The following is a 17,045-nucleotide window of genomic DNA, read 5'->3' on the forward strand; positions in this document are numbered from 1 at the left end:
GATGTCCAATCTGCTCCCAAACTTGCAGACTGGACGAGTTAATGTGACAACACCTGTAATAGGTGTCTTTGTTCTGCGTGATATGGCGGCTCAAATAGAGCACAGGAATGTCGAGCAACTCGGTTCTCGCCAGATATAGAACGTTCAGGATCCGCCCAAGCCTGCCGTTGCCGTCCGGAAATGGATGAATGCTCTCAAACTGGTGATGGATAAGCGCCATGCGGATAAGCGGGTCCAACCCATCGCCGTCCTCAGCATTGATGTAGCGCTCTAGGTCGGCCATCAAGTTGACGATCTCACGTGCATCCTGCGGCGGCACGAAGACGATTTCACCACTCGTCTCGTTCTTGAGCGCTGTTCCGGGCGTTTGACGAAACCCACCATCGTGTTGCTTCAATAGTTGGAACATCGCGATCAACGTGCTGTTGGTGATCAACCCCTTTGTCTCATTAAGTCGATTAAACCCAAGCTTCAGCGCATCGCGATAAAGCGCCACTTCCTTTGCGGCGGCACTTCCGGGACCTTCGGGGAAAAGGTCGGCCTGAAACAGATCATCCTGCGTGGTGACAATATTCTCGATTTCCGAACTTGCCTTGGCTTCTTGCAGAGCAAGCGTGTCAATCAGGATGCTCTGATTTGGGATGGTCGCTGCGCGCCCCTTCAGCTCAGCCAACGCCCGATTGGCGCGCGCAAGAGCCTTAAGTATAGGAACAGTGTCGAAACTAACACTGGGTGGCAGTGGTTGGATGTCGTAGGTGGGTTTTAACATGACTGGCTCTATATGTTAATTAATTATATTTTTCTTAACACGTGAAGTCGAACATGTCACCCAAACGAGCATTTTTAAACATGACGGTAAAATAGGTTGTTGCAGCCTCGCATGATTTTACTAACCATTCGAAAGTGATGGACGCAGCCTCTAGGTTGATTTTGGACATCATGGGTGAATCTGGTCGTCACATAAGAACGGCAGTAGGTGTTGCTAGTCTGCCAAATGGGGGAATGGTCGAGATCGAGATGGTCTTCAAACTTCGGATGTAAGGCCACAGGCAGAGCACATCAAATAAGAGTATTGATTTCAAAGGCAGCCATTTCCCGAGATATGATCTTGTACGCCATATTTTTCTACGTTCGCTAAGCCGTCTCCTATCGGAATCTGGAGGAGATATTGGCAAAACGCGGCGTTCAGATTGTCCATGCCACCATGAACAGACGGGTCGTAGACTATTCACCTGACATGGCCGCATAGCAGACCGCAAGAATGACCTTCGAACATGAAGCGGAATTTAGGAATCGCATCGACGGTCGAAAACTTGCCAGCCCGGCCAAATCATTGGTCAAATGTTCAGCTCATTCGTGCATTCTTGATCCATGACACAGAACCATTCCCAACCTCCAGTAGAGGAGGCGACACACTACGGCAAAACTAGATCATTTGAGACTCGTTAGAGTTGTTCCCGTTCATCCCGTAGCTTGAAGACCAGAAGCAATACCATTTATTGAGACTTTCAGCGCTTCGCTTAAAGTTTCATTGGCACCATCTTGTCGCAACCGCGCCAAGAGTTCTATCTGTCCAAAGTGAAGTGGTTCCAGATAGGGACGACGGGATGAGAAATCGGGATCGACATTGTAGGAATGAGCACCAGTGATCTGTTGAATTACTTTTGTTGTTACTTCCCACTCGTCTCTGATTTTTCCCAAAATTTCTTCGCGGATATGTTTGTCTTGAACAAGATCGGCATATGCAGCAGCGATCTCAATATCGGCTTTTACAACAGCCAGTGAAACCGAATTGACCAAAGTGCGAAACATTGACCAACTATGATACATTTCGCGCAATTGGGGAATTGAGCCGCCATTGACCCGCGCAGCGGATCCAAAGCCGTACCAACCCGGCAGATTGTGCCGAGACTGCGACCAGGAAAACACCCATGGGATGGCACGAAGATCGGCTAACGTGCTCAACGAAGATCGCGAAACCGGGCGTGAACCCATATTCAAGGAAGCAATGTAGTCAATGACTGTCGCTTGACGGAAATACGCCAGAAAACCTTTTGACTTTGTAAGGTTTCGATAGGCGTCAAACGCATGTCGCGACATGTCTTCCATGGTGGAGATGAACATTTTTGCCGGTTGACCATTGAACCGCGCGGTTTCGGCCTCTGCGAGGCCCTGGCCCAATTCACAGAACCGCATTGTTGCTTGCTCACGTGTTTCGTAGCGTTTCGAAATCACTTCGCCTTGCTCGGTTAGTCGAAAGCCTCTGGTCATTTGGCCGTGGGGTTGCGCTAGTATTGCGTCGCGCATTGCCCCCCCGCCACGACCAACCGATCCACCCCGACCATGAAAGAAGGACACACCAACCCCGAGTTCATCAAATAACAGGCCTAACGCGGTTTCAGCTTTCCATACTTCCCACCGAGCCGTCAGAATGCCCCCGTCTTTGTTGCTGTCCGAATATCCCAACATGATTTCCGCACCGGTATCGCGTATTGCATTCGCATAGGCTGGAACTTGATAGAGGTCTCGCATGATGGCAACGGACCTGCGAAGATCGTCTATTGTTTCAAAAAGAGGTACTGGAAGAACAGAACCTTCGACCCCGAAACAATTATTAAATTTCAAGAACACCGCGCTTTCAAGAATGTCCGAAGCGGATTCAGTGTTTGAAACGATAGAATAACGCACAAGATCGTGGCCCAAGCGTTTGCGTGCAAGTGCAACAGCACGGAATATCTCCATTTCGCGTGTTGTTTCTTCGCTGAATTCATATTCGGAAAGGTCTGGTAAGTCTTTTTCAAGCAATTCGGTCAGCAAGGCCGTACGACTAGTTTCGCAAAGCGATGCGTAATTTTTACTGACGCCGGTTTGTGAGAGTATCTCAGAAAGGCAGCGTTCATGAATATTCGAGTTCTGCCGCAAATCTATGGTAAAAAAATGGAAACCCGCCATTCGGACTGTTGCCCGAAGCGTCGCGAGACGCCCCGCTGCAATCACGCCTGCACCGGTATCTTGAAGGGCGGTTGCAATCGCCTTTAAGTCCGCTGCGAATGCTTTGGGTTCGTCATATCCGTATTCGGAAAATTGCTCCGTCGCGTCTAGGCGCGCGATGACATGACTGATTGCCCGACGGAAGGGTTCACCCGAACGGTGCGGGTCATCATTCTGAGGTTGGGATGTCGACAAACGCGCAAGGTCCGGTGACATCGCCACATAGCGGTCCGTCAATGGAAGTTCCAAGAAAAGAGCCCGCAATGACTGGCGGTAATGGGCGAAAATTGCACGTTGCTGTTCTGTGACCGCAGTTTCAAAAACATCGCGGGTCACATTTGGGTTCCCATCGCGATCACCGCCAATCCATGTACCAAGAGTAAACATCGGTTCGGGCGTCGCTGGATCATTTCCAAAGAATTCATCGACGGTGCCTTGTACGGCGATCATGGCCGGCAAAATAGAGCGCGACGCGATGGAAACGCCGTTTTTTATCTCGCTATGAACACGCAGTTTTTCACGGCGCGCTAAATCTGTAAGCCAGAGTGTGAGGATCTCGCGTCTAAGCGCACATTGGTCCGAAATTGTCCCATCTCTCGCCATGAGAACCGATATTCGCCCTTCAATGTCGATAATTGATTGACGACGGATTTCCGTTGGGTGTGCGGTCAAAACGATACCGACCGCAAGGCATTTGCATGAAGCTTGGTCCAGCTGAGATAAGGATGTTCTAAGCCGTCTTTGAGCGCCCGCGGAATCCGCATTTATAACGCTTTGAGCTAAGTTTGCGAGGTGGAGGTATAATGTGAAAGCACGCATCGCAGTCGCTAGATCTTGCGGGTTACTGTAGCAAATAAGGTTTCGAAGTTCTGAACGTAATTCAATCAGGTCGGAGCGGTAGAAACCTATCGCGCGACGGCGCAGCGTTTCAATAAGCGTGAAGACTTCGTCGCCCTCATGATCTCGAATGATCTCTCCCAATGCATCACCGAGATTGGTGATCAAACGGTGCAGGGCTTCGTCGCGTTTAGGAAGAGCGGATAACACATTCATCGGCAGTCTTTCTGGAGTCGGATATGAGATTTGCATTCGCACCATGGCTTTTATCGAGAGGATAATGGCGCATATTCTGACGCGTTCCTTGGACCGCTGTATACGTCGCGATCCGCGCGTTTGTTGCCTTGGGATGCTGCGTCAGCCTGGTGAGGTGGCGATAAGAATAGCCCTGAAATCATTGACGTTGGTTTGCGTCGGGCCGGTCACAAAAAGGTCCCCCGACGCAGAAAATGCGGTCCATGCATCATTGTTGGCGAGCGCGTTCTCGGGATCGACACCTGCGGACTGGATTCTGTAGATGGTGGTACCATCGCAAAACGCGCCTGCATTGTCCTGTGATCCATCGATACCGTCTGTATCCGCAGCCAACGCGTGAATATCTTTTTGGCCCTGAATCCCTTGGGCCAGGGACAAAAGAAATTCCGTGTTTCGGCCGCCTTTGCCTTTTTGTCGGAGCGTTACGGTTGTTTCACCCCCCGACAGCAAGACGCAGGGCGGTGTGAATGGTTGAGCATGCTTGTTGATCTGATTGATGATGCCGACATGTGCTTTTGCAATTTCGCGCGCCTCGCCTTCCATACTGTCGGATAGAATATGTGCTGTCACACCCAGCGCGGCAGCCCGATCTGCTGCGGCTTTCAGCGAAGTTTGAGCCGATCCGATCAGGATGACCTCGGCATTTTTAAATTCAGCTATCTCGGGTGTGGGCGCGACGCATTTTTGCGCCTGAATCCAATCTTTTGCGGATTGAGGAAGGTCGATGTCATACCGTTCAATAATTCGTAGAGCTTCTTTCTGGTCCGAGGGGTCTGGGATGGTGGGGCCTGACGCAACTTGATAAAGTTCGTCGCCCGGCACGTCTGAAAGCACCAATGATCTGACCTTCGCGGGCCATGCGGCGACAGTCAGCCTACCACCTTTGATTTGCGAGAAGTGCTTTCGAATACAATTCATCTCGCCGATTGACGCGCCCGACTTTAACAATTCGCGATTGATGTACTGCTTGGTCGCCAATCCGATTTCATCGGGAGGCAACGTCAAAAGCGAAGACCCACCCCCGGAAATCAAGGCGACCAGCTGATCGTCAGGGCCTAGGCTTTTGGCCAATTCGTATACGCGGCGGCCGGCCTGCAACCCGTTTTCGTCTGGAACTGGGTGTCGCGTTTCGACAATGGCAATGTGGTCGCAATGCGCTGCGTAGCCATATTGCGTTACAACCAAACCTTCCAATGCGCCGTGCCCAGCCGCAATCCATTCCTGCTCGAAAGCAGCAGCCAGTGCAGCCGAGGCTTTGCCTGCACCAACAACGACTGTTCGGCCTTTAACGGGGCGAGGGATGTGCCCCGAAAGTATTTTTTTAGGGTCGGCTGCCGAAACGGCTGTTTGAAAAAGCTGTTCTAGAAACGCACGCGGGTTAGCAATTTCTTCCATGGGGCTCAATTCACCCATGGATCGCGTTTGCCGATCTCTATGTGGATCGACTTCACCTCTGTGTATTCTTCCACACCGTAGACACCCGTTTCGCGCCCGGAACCAGATTGTTTGAAGCCACCTATGGGAAGTTCCGGACCACCGGCGATAGTTGTGTTGACCCAAGTCCTGCCGGCTTCGACACGCCGCATGGTCGCGACGGCTTTATCGATATTCTTCGTCCAGATGCTGGCCGCTAATCCAAAGATGTTATCATTTGCGATCTCCATCGCTTCATCCAGTGTCTCGAAGGTGATCATGGCCAGAACCGGTCCAAATATTTCTTCGCGCGCGACAACCATATCATTCGTCACCTTGGTCAGCAGGGTTGGACGAATGAAGCGCCCCCCAGCAATTTCAGCCACTTCGCCGCCGCAAGCCAGTTTAGCGCCTTCTTTGAGGCCAGTATCAACATAGCTAAGGATTTTTGCTTGATGTTCATCGGTCACAATCGCACCAAGCTGCGTGTCCGGTTCAAGCACATCGCCGAGGCGAACTTTGGCGAACTTTTCAACAAGAAGCTTTTCAAATTCTTCGGCGATGGAGCTTTCAACAATCAAGCGACTACCGCTTACGCAACATTGACCTGCGTTAAAGCAGGTTCCGAACACAACACCGTCCGCGGCGTCTTCAAGGTCAGCATCAGCAAAAACGATCTGCGGGTTTTTTCCACCCAATTCCAAACACGTTTTTTTGAAATTACCAGCGGAGGCCAAAAGAACACGCCTGCCGACATCGATGGAGCCGGTAAACGAAAGTACATCGATATTTTCGTGCTCGGCCATCGCTTGACCGATCACCGAACCAAGACCGGTCACTACATTGAAGACACCATTAGGAAGGCCGGCTTGGGTTAGGATTTCGGCCATGATCAACGTCGATGTTGGCGTCACCTCGGCGGGTTTTGCAACAATGGTACAGCCCGCAGCCAACATATATGGAATGCGTTCGGCCAAGATTATGAACGGGAAGTTCCAAGGTGTGATGAGGCCGATCACGCCGATAGGTTGGCGGGTGACCAAACCGATCATCTTGTCGCCTAGGTTGTTGAACGTTTCCCCGTGTAAGGTTCGCGCAACACCTGCCGCATATTCATAGTGACCTGCGGCACCACCGATTTCGTCGCGGCATTGGGATATTGGTTTACCTGTTTCCAGAGTTTCCCAATAGGCGATTTCTTCTAACCGATCGCGGATACCAGCCGCGGCCTTTAACAAGACGTCTGCCCTTTCAGCCCCAGAGATGTTGGACCAAACACCAGACTGAAAGGTGTTCTTTGCGACATTAACCGCGTTGTCCAAGTCTTCTTTTGTGCAGAGCGGCGCGCGCGTTACCGGGACGCCATGACCGGGGCTTTTTCGTTCCGACATCTCTCGATGGCCTTGGCCATGATTTTTTCCGTCGACGTAAAAGCCAAAAACTTTGGGTTGCGTCGGTAATTTTAACGCGTCTTTTCTATCGGTCATCGTCTGCTTCTTCCTGTATTTTTCGTGAACTGCCGCATGTCTAGGGGGCGGAGGTTGGTTTGGATAAAACGAGCCCGCGAAGCAGATCGGCACCCTTTTCGCCGATCATAATCGTGGGGGCGTTGGTGTTTCCGCTGATCAGAACGGGCATGACGGATGAGTCAATAACCCGTAACGCTTCAATGCCGTGGACGCGCAGTTTTGGATCAACAACAGCCTCATCATCGGTTCCCATTTTACAGGTTCCGACAGGATGGTAATCACAACATGCAAAGTCCCGAGCGTAGGCCAATATCTGTTCATCCGTTTGAGCATCCCCACCGGGAAGTCGTTCAAAATCTATCAACGGTGCAATGGCTGGTTGCGCCAATATTTCCCGGATTTTTCGCACAGAGGCGACAGCCATTGCTTGGTCATGGGGGTCATTCAGATAATTTGGATCGACCAAGGGCTCGTCAAACGGGTTGTCCGACCGAAGGGACACGGTGCCTTTTGAGCGAGGTCGAAGAAAAGTTGAATTTACGGTGAACCCGTAACCTTTGATTTGCGTTAGACCACCACGAACAACTGTTGCGGGGGCCACGTGTATTTGCAGATCAGGCCGGGTTTCTGCCTCAGACATGTGGAAACTTGCGCCCTCTACGATGACCGATGCCGCGGGGCCCTTGCGTCGTAGCAGCCAATTTACACCATGCAGCCACGCGCGCGGGAACTTGTCATGGCCATCATAGCTTATCCGTTTTTTGGTCTGTACATGGACATTGGTGTTCACATGGTCCTGAAGGTTTTTACCGACACCTGTTAGATCATGAATGGCTGTGATCCCGACCTTCTTCAGCTCGGTAGCGTCACCAATACCGGACAACATCAAAAGACGAGGGGAATTAATAGCGCCAGCGGAAATGATGACTTCGCGGTCAGCGCGCAAGAATTCCACTGCGTCGCCTTTGGCGATTTCAACACCGGTCGCACGCCGATTTTCCAACCTTATTTTGGTCACCTGTGATCCTGTTTGGATGGTCAGGTTGGCCCGGTTTCGGATCGGGTTAAGGTAAGAAACGGACGCGGATCGTCTACGCCCTTTGCGACACGTGACCTGATAGAAACCGGTACCGTGCATGGTTTCTCCATTGAAATCGTCGTTCGCTGGGAGGCCATTTTCGAGATTTGCCTTCACGAAAGCCCGACTTATTGGATGTGGGTCAATTTGATCGGATACCCAAAGTGGTCCAGCCTTGCCATGATAGGCGTCGTCAAAACGATCATTGTCTTCGGCCTTGATAAAATAAGGTAGGACATCGTTATACGACCAGCCATTATTGCCAAGGTCAGCCCAGTTATCGTAATCTTCTTTTTGGCCACGTATATAGATCATCGCATTGATCGAGCTGGATCCGCCCAAGGTTTTACCTTGCGGGTACCAGACTTCGCGGTTGTTCATGTATTCTTGCGGCACTGTGTGGAAGCGCCAGTTTACACCCGGTCCAAACAGTTTTCCCAAGCCACCCGGAATATGAATAAACGGGTTCCAATCCCGACTGCCTGCTTCCAACAGGAGGACTTTTACCTTCGGGTCTTCACTTAGGCGGTTGGCAAGCACACACCCAGCTGAGCCTGCCCCGACAATAATATAATCCCATGATTGAGCTCGCATTCCGAGTATTTCCCTATTTTCCCGTAAATTTCGGATCACGTTTTTCGACGAAAGCACGCAGGCCTTCCATTCGGTCTTGTGTTGAAAACGCTTCGACAGTCAGGGAGTGTTCAAACGCCAATCCTTCTCTCAAAGGAAATTCAAATGCTGCGTTCACCGCGCGTTTTGCATAAGGGGTGATGGCCACTGATTTGGTTGCGATGTCGGAGGCTATTTCGAGAGCACGTCCCAGCAATTGTTTGTCGGCCACGACTTCGCTGACCAGGCCTTTTCTTTCAGCGGTCTCTGCAGTGACCATCATGCCAGTCAAGATCATTTGCATGGCGAACGATTTACCTACAAGACGTGGTAGTCGCTGTGTTGCTCCGTCACCCGGGAATGAACCAATCTTGATTTCGGGCGTTCCAAATTTTGCCCGTTCTGCAGCGATAATGATGTCGCACAGAAGGCAGAGTTCGAGACCGCCGCCAAGCGCAAAGCCATTTACCGCCGCAATGATGGGTTTCTTGAAGTTTTGAATTCGTTCCCAGGTCTTAAGCCTTTCCGCGTCGGCGTATGATGCTACGCCGCGTTCCAGCATGTCGGAAATGTCCGCGCCGGCCGCAAATGCGCGTCCTTCGCCGGTTAGGATAACACAGCCGACGGATTTGGTTTTTTCAGCGGTTTTCAAGGCCTCCAAGAGTTGCGACAACAATTCCTTGGACAGCGCGTTGAGTTTGTCAGGCCTGTTCAGTTTGAGCAACAAGACGCCCTTGGCAGGCGTCTCGCTTGTCACGAGCTTGGCGTCTTCTATTTTGTTGGTTTTTTGCGACACGGCGCGCCCTTTTTTAGTGAATTTAGTTCGCTGACATTATCAAGGCGCATTGCGATAGACATTGGAAGCTGTAAGCCCAGCATCTGCCATCATCCGTCCAATTTTCTCGATCTCGGATGGTGTTGGCTTCATCAATGGGGGGCGGACATGGGCTTCGTTCATTTTACCCAAAATAACCAATGCCTCTTTCATACGATTGTGCATGTCCAAAAGAGGGGCATCATAAAATGCCCGAACAGTTGGATAGATTCGGTCATTAATTGCACTGGCTGCAGCAAGATCATTGGCCTGCATTGCGCGAAACAGCGCGACTTGTAGATCAGCAATTACACTGCCTGCGCCCGACAAAATCCCTTCAGCACCAAGGGCCAGCGACCCAATAAGCCAAGCACTATGCGTAGTGATCGTTTTGACCGGATTGTCCAACGCTTTGAGTTCGCGGATTTGTTGTTCATGTTGATTTCCATCACCGATCATATCTTTAATGGCGCGGATCTGAGGAAACCGTTCGCAAAGACTGATCAGCGTCGATAGCGGATACGATAGATTTGAAGGTATCGGGAACTGAAACAAGATAATCGGCAGATCGCAAGCGTCGGTGATCCGCTGCAAATGTTGCGTGATCATTTCAGGACGCATATGGCCCCCAAGGGTCATGAAGTTTGGCGGAAAGACAAGCAAACAATCAGCGCCTTCCTTTCGTGCGTAGGCGGCCAATTTTCCGGCTTCTAAGCTGGAATCGGTATGAATGCCTGTGACAGTTGCGACCTTGTCTTGCAGTTCTTCTTTGGTGACGACGACGGCGCGATGTTGTTCTTCAATGGTGAGAGCATGAACTTCGGCAGCATGTCCGTTGATCGCAATACCGGTGATACCCTTCACTGAAAGAAGGTCCTGCAGATGCGCGCGATAGGCAGCTTCATTGACTTTGAAGTCGGCATCAAAAGGCATAAGGCAGGCGGGAATTACGCCTTGCGGGGTATAGGGTTCAGTCTTGCTCATAGCGTCTCTCTATTGTTTGTGGGTTGAAAGCTACCGCGCGGATCAATCCGCGCGGTAACCTCGGGAGGTATGCTTAGAAACCGTGACCAAGCATTTCATCGATGTTGTTGGCATCGACCTGTTTGCCGGGCAGAACAATTTCTGCGTCGACAGCTTCACCAGTCGCAAGTTGATATGCGATCTGGATGCCTTCTGGTGCAACAAACGGATAGGTGAAAGTTGCGGCCAGTTTGCCGTCTCTGATGGCCTCAAACGCAGTTTCCTGTCCGTCGATACCCACGACCTTCACTTCGTCAAGACGACCAGCGGCATCAAGGGCTTGGATGGCACCCAATGCCATTTCATCGTTATGTGCGTAGACCGCCTGAATTTCACCTGGACCAAAGCGTTGCAATTGGTCTTCCATGAATTTCAACGCGTTTTCGCGCAGATAGTCTGCGTTTTGTGTTGCGATGATTTCAAGACCAGAACCCTCAAGCGCCTCGGCAAAACCTTCGTTGCGGTCAACCGTAGCAGATGCCCCAGCAGTGCCCTGAATTTCGATCACATTGCCTTCGCCACTAAGCAAATCAACAAGGAACGCACCTGCCTGTACGCCGATTGGCCTGTTCAGCGCGCCGACATGGACGGTGACCGGAACATTAACCTCGCGGTCCATGGTGACCACTTTGATTCCGGCATCAAGCGCGTCTTGTACTACAGGTGTCAAGGCGTCCGATGTCAAAGGGCTGATCATCAAAACGTCAACACCGCGTGCAATCAGCGATTCAACGTCCGTCACCTGTTTCCCTGAATCATTTTGACCATCCGTGATGAACAACTCGACATTGGGCAGGTTTTCTTCAGCGTAGGTGCGATTACCTTCAACCATGGCAACGCGCCATGGATGGTTCAGCGTACCTTGGCTAAATCCAATGACAACTTTGTCCTGAGCCATAGCGGCGCTGGATAGTGCCGTTAGTGCAACGGCACCAGCCATACCAAAGGCCAATTTTTTCATTTTACGTATCATTTGCGGGTTCCTCCATGTTGTGCAAACGTTTTCTCAAACAGCTGCAAGCATGCAGCGTCTTCGTAGTGACGAAGTTCTTTGTCAGGACGATTTTCTGCGTTTTCGCTGCATCTCGTAGAGCACTGCACCTACGATGATCGCACCTTTGACAATTTGTTGGGTAAATGGCGAAACGCCGACGAGGTTCATGATGTTGGCGAGAACTGCAAGGATGGCCGCACCGATCATGGTTCCGATGATACCGCCTTCCCCCCCAAAGAGACTTGTACCCCCAATGACGGTGATCGCGATGGCTTCAAGTTCGATACCAGTTCCAGCCGTTGGCTCGCCTACCGTTAGTCGGGACACAAAGATCAAAGCCGTCAAGCTCGCGAGCAACCCGCTGATGACATAGACGCTAAAAATGATCCTTTTGACATTGATGCCAGAAAGGCGTGCGGCCTCTTCGTTGGAACCTACAGCGTAAACTTGGCGACCGTAGGACGTGTAGCGCAGAACGAATATTGCAATCAAAGAGACGAGAATAAATATCCAAACCGGCACCGGTAAGCCAAGCCAGAAGCCCCGACCAAGCCACATAAATTCAGCAGATTTTTCTCGAAGGCCAATCGGTTGCCCGTTTGCAATTGTCATCGCAAGCCCGCGTCCCATAACCATCATTCCGAGTGTCATGATGAACGGGGGAACACCGCCAAGAGTAATCCCGAGACCATTAATGGCGCCCATCACCGCGCCGGCGATCAACACCGCAATTATCACAACCGGTATGGGCCAACCGGTGGTTAGCATCAGTGCAGTCGTCACGGCGCACACGCCGAGAATTGAGCCGATCGAAAGGTCAATGCCCTTGGTTAGAATTACGAAGGTCATCCCGACGCTAACAATTCCAAAAAGAGCCACCTGGCGCAGAACATTCGTGATATTGGCGGGATTGAGGAAGGCGCTGGACAGCAAAGCAGCAACAACACAAAGACCCGCCAGAACCCAAATCAAACCGGATCCTTTTGGTAAGAACGACAGCAATCCACGTTTCTTTTCTACAATTTTAGGCGCGACCGCGCTTTCCTTCGTCATCATGTTTTCCTTGATTTGTCTGTCGAAATATTGCTTGCGATGATCCGATCGATCGCATGTGCAACACCTGCATCGTTATTTGTTTTTGTCGTCCAGTCCGCAGCCTGAAGAACAGTTTCTTGAGCATTTCCAACGGCTATTCCAAGCCCTGACCATTTGATCATTTCGAGATCATTCTCTGAATCACCAATTGCAGCTATGTTGTTTCTCTGAACCCCAAGGCGTTCCGCCAACCGGCTGACCGCCGTTCGCTTGGACACACCTTTTTGCGTTATCTCGAACAGGAATGTGTCGGATCTGGTGAAGTCAAAATGCTCATCAAATCCGTCTCTAATACTGTTGATCGCGATGTTATTTAGTTCGTCCTCAAGACAAAGCAATTTCAGAACCGGCTCGTCGAGATGGCTTATTTGCGGCTTGATTATAGGTTTACCGCCCGTGGCACGAATTTCACGTTTTACCAGGGCTCCATCGGATAGGGCGTACCAGTTCGTCGCTGTGAACCAGCACGGATTTAGGCCCAAGGCTTCAGCATCGTCGATCAATTTTATGACATGGGCGGGGTCCATTTCGCTTTGATGGACATGACTTGTATCAGCGCACTCAATGGACCCTGTCCAAGCACCGTTCAGGCACACGCAGGGGGCATCGATACCAAGTTTTCGCACAATTGGAGCAAGTGCCTTCGGGGATCTTGCAGTCGCTGCAACGACGATGATACCAGCACGATTGGCGCGCGCGACAGCGTCTATTACTTCAGGCAACAAGCGATAGTCGTCCGTTAAAGTTGTCCGGTCGACATCGGTGACAATGAGTTTGATGGGAAAATTATACATCATCCCCCCTAATGAAACGTCGCGTGTTTCATGATTTCTTCTTCTGTGGCATCGGCCTTTGCGAGCTCTGCCGTGATTTCGCCCTCGCGCATGACCAGGATGCGATCACACATGCCGATCACCTCCGGAAGCTCGGACGACACCATTAAAATTGCGAGGCCGTTCTTTTCTGTGAGCTCGACGAGCAGCTCATAAATTTCGCGCTTTGCACCGACGTCGACGCCGCGAGTTGGCTCATCAACCAACAGGATGTCGCATTTCGCGTTCAATTGTTTAGCCAACACGCATTTCTGTTGATTGCCGCCAGACAGATTGCCCACTGGGCTGTCTACGGTTGGCGTCTTCACACCAAGTTTGGCTGCATAGTCTTTCACGGCCAGGCGCTCTTGGCGCAGATCAAGTTTAAAGCCCTTTATGTAATCACGGAGTCTTGAAATCGTAATGTTGAAGCTGACTGACTGATCGAGAAACAACCCCTCTGTTTTGCGGTCTTCAGGAGCAAAACCGAGCCCTAACGCAATTGCTTTGCGCGGCGAATTGATCGCTACAGTTTTACCATGGAGTTCAATTTCACATTCATCGTGGGGGTCTGCACCGACGATTGACCGCAAAAGTTCGGATCGCCCTGCCCCGGCTAAACCGCAAACCCCTAAGATTTCACCAGCTTTAAGCGAAAGCGATAGATTGTTAAGAACACCTTCTCGTTTCAAGTTCGAAACTCGAAGGACCTCATCCCCAAATTTTGGATTTCTAGGTGGAAAATAGTCGGTCAACGGTCGCCCGACCATCGATTGGATCAACGTATCTGTTGTCCAGTTTCCAATAGCGTCAGACTTCATAACTTCGCCGTCGCGTAGCACGGTGACACTCTGGCATATCTCAAATACCTCTTTGAGGCGATGTGAGATATAGATAAAGGACACGCCTTCAACTTGGAGCGACTTTATTGTTGAAAACAGTTTCTCAAGTTCTTGGTCGCCGAGAACCGCAGACGGTTCGTCTAGCACGATCAGTTTGGCATCACGCGAGATGGCCCGCGCAATCTCTACCATTTGTCGTTGTGCAACGCTGAGAGAGCTGACTTTTGCCTTCGGATCCATTACGAAACCAAGGCGCTCCATGTATCGAAGTGCCTCACTCGACATTCTTGCCCAGTCAACCATCCCGCCTGAAGTTTTCGGCAGACGGTTCATAAATATGTTTTCGGCGACAGTCAAATGCGGGGCTTGTGCAAATTCTTGATATATTACGGCTATGCCACGGTCGATCATGTAGGACGGTGAGGCATGGGCGGTAATCTTGCCATCGAACCAAATCGCACCATGATCAGACGTGTAAGCCCCTGACAAAATTTTCATCAACGTCGACTTACCAGCACCATTTTCGCCGACAAGCGCGTGGACTTCGCCCCGTTGCACCGAGAAGGTCACGCCTTGCAATGCCTTCACACCCGGAAACGACTTTTCGATTCCAACCATCTTCAGAAGAGTGTTCGGGGCTACTCCGAAATTCTCTGGTTCGAAGGCTGAATTTTTTACATTTTGTTGCATATTAAAGAAATCGTTTTCTCAGTTGTCCAAAAAAAGGGTTCAGGTGTTGGATCAAGGGTCTAAAGGCGGGGTATCTGCATTCCGCCCCCGATGTTGTAGATATCGCCTGTGCTGAACGGCATCGCGCCAATTGCAAGGGTAGCGATGCCGGTGGCTATATCTTCTGGTTGCCCCCAACGGCGCATGGGACAGATTGAACCAGTAGCTACATCGGGCGAATATTTTTCAAAAACATCAGCCGTCATATCGGTCTCTATCAAGCCCGGTCTGATTTCGTGAACTCTAATACCGTCGGCGGCCAGTCGAATTGCGAACTGTTGCGAGGCCATTGAAAGTCCAGCTTTGGAAATACAATAAGGGCCTTTTTCGGGGGACACTAACGCAGCGTTCGCAGATGTGATCGTGATGATAGAGCGCTCTTTATATCCACTCTTCGTACTCACCATCTTGCGCGCCACGGCCTGAGTAAGGAAGAATGTTCCTTTCAGATTGATATCCATCAGTTGGTCAAAAGTTTCTTCAGAAACATCAAGTATGTCGCCGCGCACGGGCACCTGAATTCCTGCATTGTTGACCAAGCAGGTTATTTCGCCGAGCTGGAATTGAACGTTTTCAACAATTTCGTCGTGTTTGTCGGTTTCGGAAATGTCGAGTTGCTGGAAAATGGCACTTTTGCCTGTGGCTTCCACTGCCGAAACCGTCTTCTCAACTTCTTGATCTTCGACAATATCAACCAAAGCGATATCAAAACCGCGCATCGCGAGAGTTGTACAGATAGCACGACCAATACCACGACGTCCGCCTGTGACCAACGCAACGCCGCGACCCACGCTCTTTGGCCCAGCATCCACCGGACCGATAGCTGTAGAATTTTCTGCCTTGTCCAGCATTGCGAAACCTTCCTAAAAAATTATGCCTGAGCTCTCGAAGCGGCCACGACCTTCTGGTCTACTAGGCCATCAATCTGATCTGCCGAGTACTCCAGTTCTCCAAGAATTTCGCGCGTGTGCTCACCGATTTCGAGAGCTAAAATCCGCACATCAGGCACTTGGCCGTCATATCTGTTTGGATGGTTTACCAGATGAATTTTCCTACCCCGGACTTCTACCTCCCTGAATACCTGGGCATGTTGCAGTTGCGGGTCCGCAAGTAGATCGTCGTAGTAATTGATCGGTGCCCACCAAATACCCCGTTCGTCAAATCGACTGGCAAGTTCGATAACACTGAATTTGGCGGTCGCTGTGTTCAGCATTCGTGCATAGGTATCGCGCTCCTTGTAGCGGTCCATTTCAATGTTGGCCTTCAACTCATCGCTATCTACCGCGTCGGCCATCGTTGCCGCATCACAAAGCGAAATGATGACGTGGCCATCGCTCGCCGGGTAAATGCCGTAGGGAGCCGCATGGAACCAAGTTGCCAGATTTCTCTCGCGTTCGAGCACGTTTTTCGTTTTGCCGCCGGCAAAATAATTCACCAGAGCTTCACCTTGAAGATCAATACCGGAGTTGATCAGGCTTGCCTCAACGCGCGTTCCAACGCCATCTCGCATCCGCCTGATGAGCGCCCCAAGAATACCCATCGCCATGAGCGCGCCGCCATGCTGGTCCACAATGGCTGCACCGACGGGGGTCGGACCGTGTTCAGGCGTACCTGTGGCGGCGATTAGACCAGAACGGGCTTGCATTAGAATGTCTTGGCCGGGCTGTAGCGCCATCGGGCCAGTCGAACCAAAACCGCTTGCTGATGCGAAAATCAAGTTTGGATTAATCGCTTTGAGAGTTTCATCGTCAAAGCCAAGCCTTGCAAACACACCCGGTCTGAAGTTTTCCATGACCACATCGGCTTCGGCAATGAGTTTACAAGCGACGTCTTTGCCGGATTGAGATTTAAGGTCGATTGCGATTGAGCGTTTGTTGCGGTTTGCACTTAGGTAAAAGCCGCTCACACCTTCGACGTAGACATCGGCCCCTGACCAATGACGCTCATGTGCGCCACAAACCGGTTCGACCTTAATAACATCTGCGCCCATATCAGCGAGATACTGGGCCGCAGCCGGGCCTTGCAAGAAGTGGCAAAAACTAACCACCTTTGTACCGTTAAGAAGCATGTCAAAATTCCTC

Annotated in this window: 13 protein-coding genes and 1 pseudogene; 1 reads left to right on the forward strand and 13 read right to left on the reverse strand. The window is 51.0% G+C overall.

Going from position 1 to position 17,045, the window contains the following annotated elements:
* The coding region (locus tag AADJ11_RS19120; RefSeq protein ID WP_341236006.1) for a Fic/DOC family N-terminal domain-containing protein at nucleotides 1-769 on the reverse strand (769 nt) is incomplete at its 3' end.
* A 302-nt stretch (nucleotides 770-1,071) separates the two neighbouring features.
* Here AADJ11_RS19120 and AADJ11_RS19125 point away from each other — a divergent pair.
* A pseudogene (locus AADJ11_RS19125) lies at nucleotides 1,072-1,246 on the forward strand (IS6 family transposase); the annotation flags it as partial.
* Between the two features lie 215 nt (nucleotides 1,247-1,461).
* Here the strand turns inward: AADJ11_RS19125 and AADJ11_RS19130 are convergent.
* The 12 genes from AADJ11_RS19130 to AADJ11_RS19185 all read right to left on the reverse strand — a co-directional run bounded on the left by AADJ11_RS19130 (nucleotide 1,462) and on the right by AADJ11_RS19185 (nucleotide 17,032).
* Nucleotides 1,462-4,044, reverse strand: coding sequence for a phosphoenolpyruvate carboxylase (locus tag AADJ11_RS19130; RefSeq protein WP_341236007.1), 2,583 nt, complete (start codon nucleotides 4,042-4,044; stop codon nucleotides 1,462-1,464).
* A 141-nt stretch (nucleotides 4,045-4,185) separates the two neighbouring features.
* Entirely contained in the window at nucleotides 4,186-5,496 is a 1,311-nt protein-coding gene (locus tag AADJ11_RS19135; protein WP_341236048.1) for a glycerate kinase, read from the reverse strand.
* A complete protein-coding gene (locus tag AADJ11_RS19140) occupies nucleotides 5,484-6,983 on the reverse strand; it encodes an aldehyde dehydrogenase family protein (protein WP_341236008.1) in 1,500 nt (499 codons plus the stop codon). Before AADJ11_RS19140 ends, AADJ11_RS19135 begins: the two co-directional genes overlap by 13 nt.
* A gap of 40 nt (nucleotides 6,984-7,023) precedes the next feature.
* Complete coding sequence (locus tag AADJ11_RS19145) at nucleotides 7,024-8,694, reverse strand: GMC family oxidoreductase N-terminal domain-containing protein (RefSeq protein WP_341236009.1); 1,671 nt, start codon at nucleotides 8,692-8,694, stop codon at nucleotides 7,024-7,026.
* A complete protein-coding gene (locus AADJ11_RS19150; protein ID WP_341236010.1) occupies nucleotides 8,651-9,451 on the reverse strand; it encodes an enoyl-CoA hydratase-related protein in 801 nt (266 codons plus the stop codon). The genes AADJ11_RS19145 and AADJ11_RS19150 overlap by 44 nt, the downstream gene beginning before the upstream one ends.
* 39 nt (nucleotides 9,452-9,490) lie before the next feature.
* Complete coding sequence (locus tag AADJ11_RS19155; protein WP_341236011.1) at nucleotides 9,491-10,453, reverse strand: dihydrodipicolinate synthase family protein; 963 nt, start codon at nucleotides 10,451-10,453, stop codon at nucleotides 9,491-9,493.
* Nucleotides 10,454-10,526: 73 nt separating this feature from the next.
* Nucleotides 10,527-11,465 carry a substrate-binding domain-containing protein gene (locus AADJ11_RS19160; protein ID WP_341236012.1) on the reverse strand — a complete coding sequence of 313 codons (939 nt, stop codon included), beginning with the start codon at nucleotides 11,463-11,465 and terminating at the stop codon, nucleotides 10,527-10,529.
* Nucleotides 11,466-11,546: 81 nt separating this feature from the next.
* On the reverse strand, nucleotides 11,547-12,539 hold the full coding sequence (locus AADJ11_RS19165) for an ABC transporter permease (protein ID WP_341236013.1): 993 nt from the start codon (nucleotides 12,537-12,539) through the stop codon (nucleotides 11,547-11,549).
* On the reverse strand, nucleotides 12,539-13,375 hold the full coding sequence (locus tag AADJ11_RS19170) for a Cof-type HAD-IIB family hydrolase (protein WP_341236014.1): 837 nt from the start codon (nucleotides 13,373-13,375) through the stop codon (nucleotides 12,539-12,541). Before AADJ11_RS19170 ends, AADJ11_RS19165 begins: the two co-directional genes overlap by 1 nt.
* Nucleotides 13,376-13,383: 8 nt before the next feature.
* Complete coding sequence (locus tag AADJ11_RS19175; RefSeq protein ID WP_341236015.1) at nucleotides 13,384-14,925, reverse strand: sugar ABC transporter ATP-binding protein; 1,542 nt, start codon at nucleotides 14,923-14,925, stop codon at nucleotides 13,384-13,386.
* A gap of 59 nt (nucleotides 14,926-14,984) precedes the next feature.
* Entirely contained in the window at nucleotides 14,985-15,815 is an 831-nt protein-coding gene (locus AADJ11_RS19180; RefSeq protein WP_341236016.1) for a 3-ketoacyl-ACP reductase, read from the reverse strand.
* Between the two features lie 20 nt (nucleotides 15,816-15,835).
* Complete coding sequence (locus AADJ11_RS19185) at nucleotides 15,836-17,032, reverse strand: CaiB/BaiF CoA-transferase family protein (protein ID WP_341236017.1); 1,197 nt, start codon at nucleotides 17,030-17,032, stop codon at nucleotides 15,836-15,838.
* Nucleotides 17,033-17,045 lie beyond the last annotated feature (13 nt).

Origin of the sequence: uncultured Sulfitobacter sp., assembly GCF_964021855.1 — a bacterium.
Lineage (GTDB): Bacteria > Pseudomonadota > Alphaproteobacteria > Rhodobacterales > Rhodobacteraceae > Sulfitobacter.

Excerpts from the sequence above, each read along its gene's own strand:
- AADJ11_RS19180 (WP_341236016.1), bottom strand. The coding sequence starts at position 15,815 with ATGCTGGACAAGGCAGAAAATTCTACAGCTATCGGTCCGGTGGATGCT.
- AADJ11_RS19135 (WP_341236048.1), bottom strand. The coding sequence starts at position 5,496 with ATGGGTGAATTGAGCCCCATGGAAGAAATTGCTAACCCGCGTGCGTTT.
- AADJ11_RS19160 (WP_341236012.1), bottom strand. The coding sequence starts at position 11,465 with ATGATACGTAAAATGAAAAAATTGGCCTTTGGTATGGCTGGTGCCGTT.
- AADJ11_RS19130 (WP_341236007.1), bottom strand. The coding sequence starts at position 4,044 with ATGAATGTGTTATCCGCTCTTCCTAAACGCGACGAAGCCCTGCACCGT.
- AADJ11_RS19165 (WP_341236013.1), bottom strand. The coding sequence starts at position 12,539 with ATGACGAAGGAAAGCGCGGTCGCGCCTAAAATTGTAGAAAAGAAACGT.
- AADJ11_RS19155 (WP_341236011.1), bottom strand. The coding sequence starts at position 10,453 with ATGAGCAAGACTGAACCCTATACCCCGCAAGGCGTAATTCCCGCCTGC.
- AADJ11_RS19170 (WP_341236014.1), bottom strand. The coding sequence starts at position 13,375 with ATGTATAATTTTCCCATCAAACTCATTGTCACCGATGTCGACCGGACA.
- AADJ11_RS19185 (WP_341236017.1), bottom strand. The coding sequence starts at position 17,032 with ATGCTTCTTAACGGTACAAAGGTGGTTAGTTTTTGCCACTTCTTGCAA.
- AADJ11_RS19140 (WP_341236008.1), bottom strand. The coding sequence starts at position 6,983 with ATGACCGATAGAAAAGACGCGTTAAAATTACCGACGCAACCCAAAGTT.
- AADJ11_RS19175 (WP_341236015.1), bottom strand. The coding sequence starts at position 14,925 with ATGCAACAAAATGTAAAAAATTCAGCCTTCGAACCAGAGAATTTCGGA.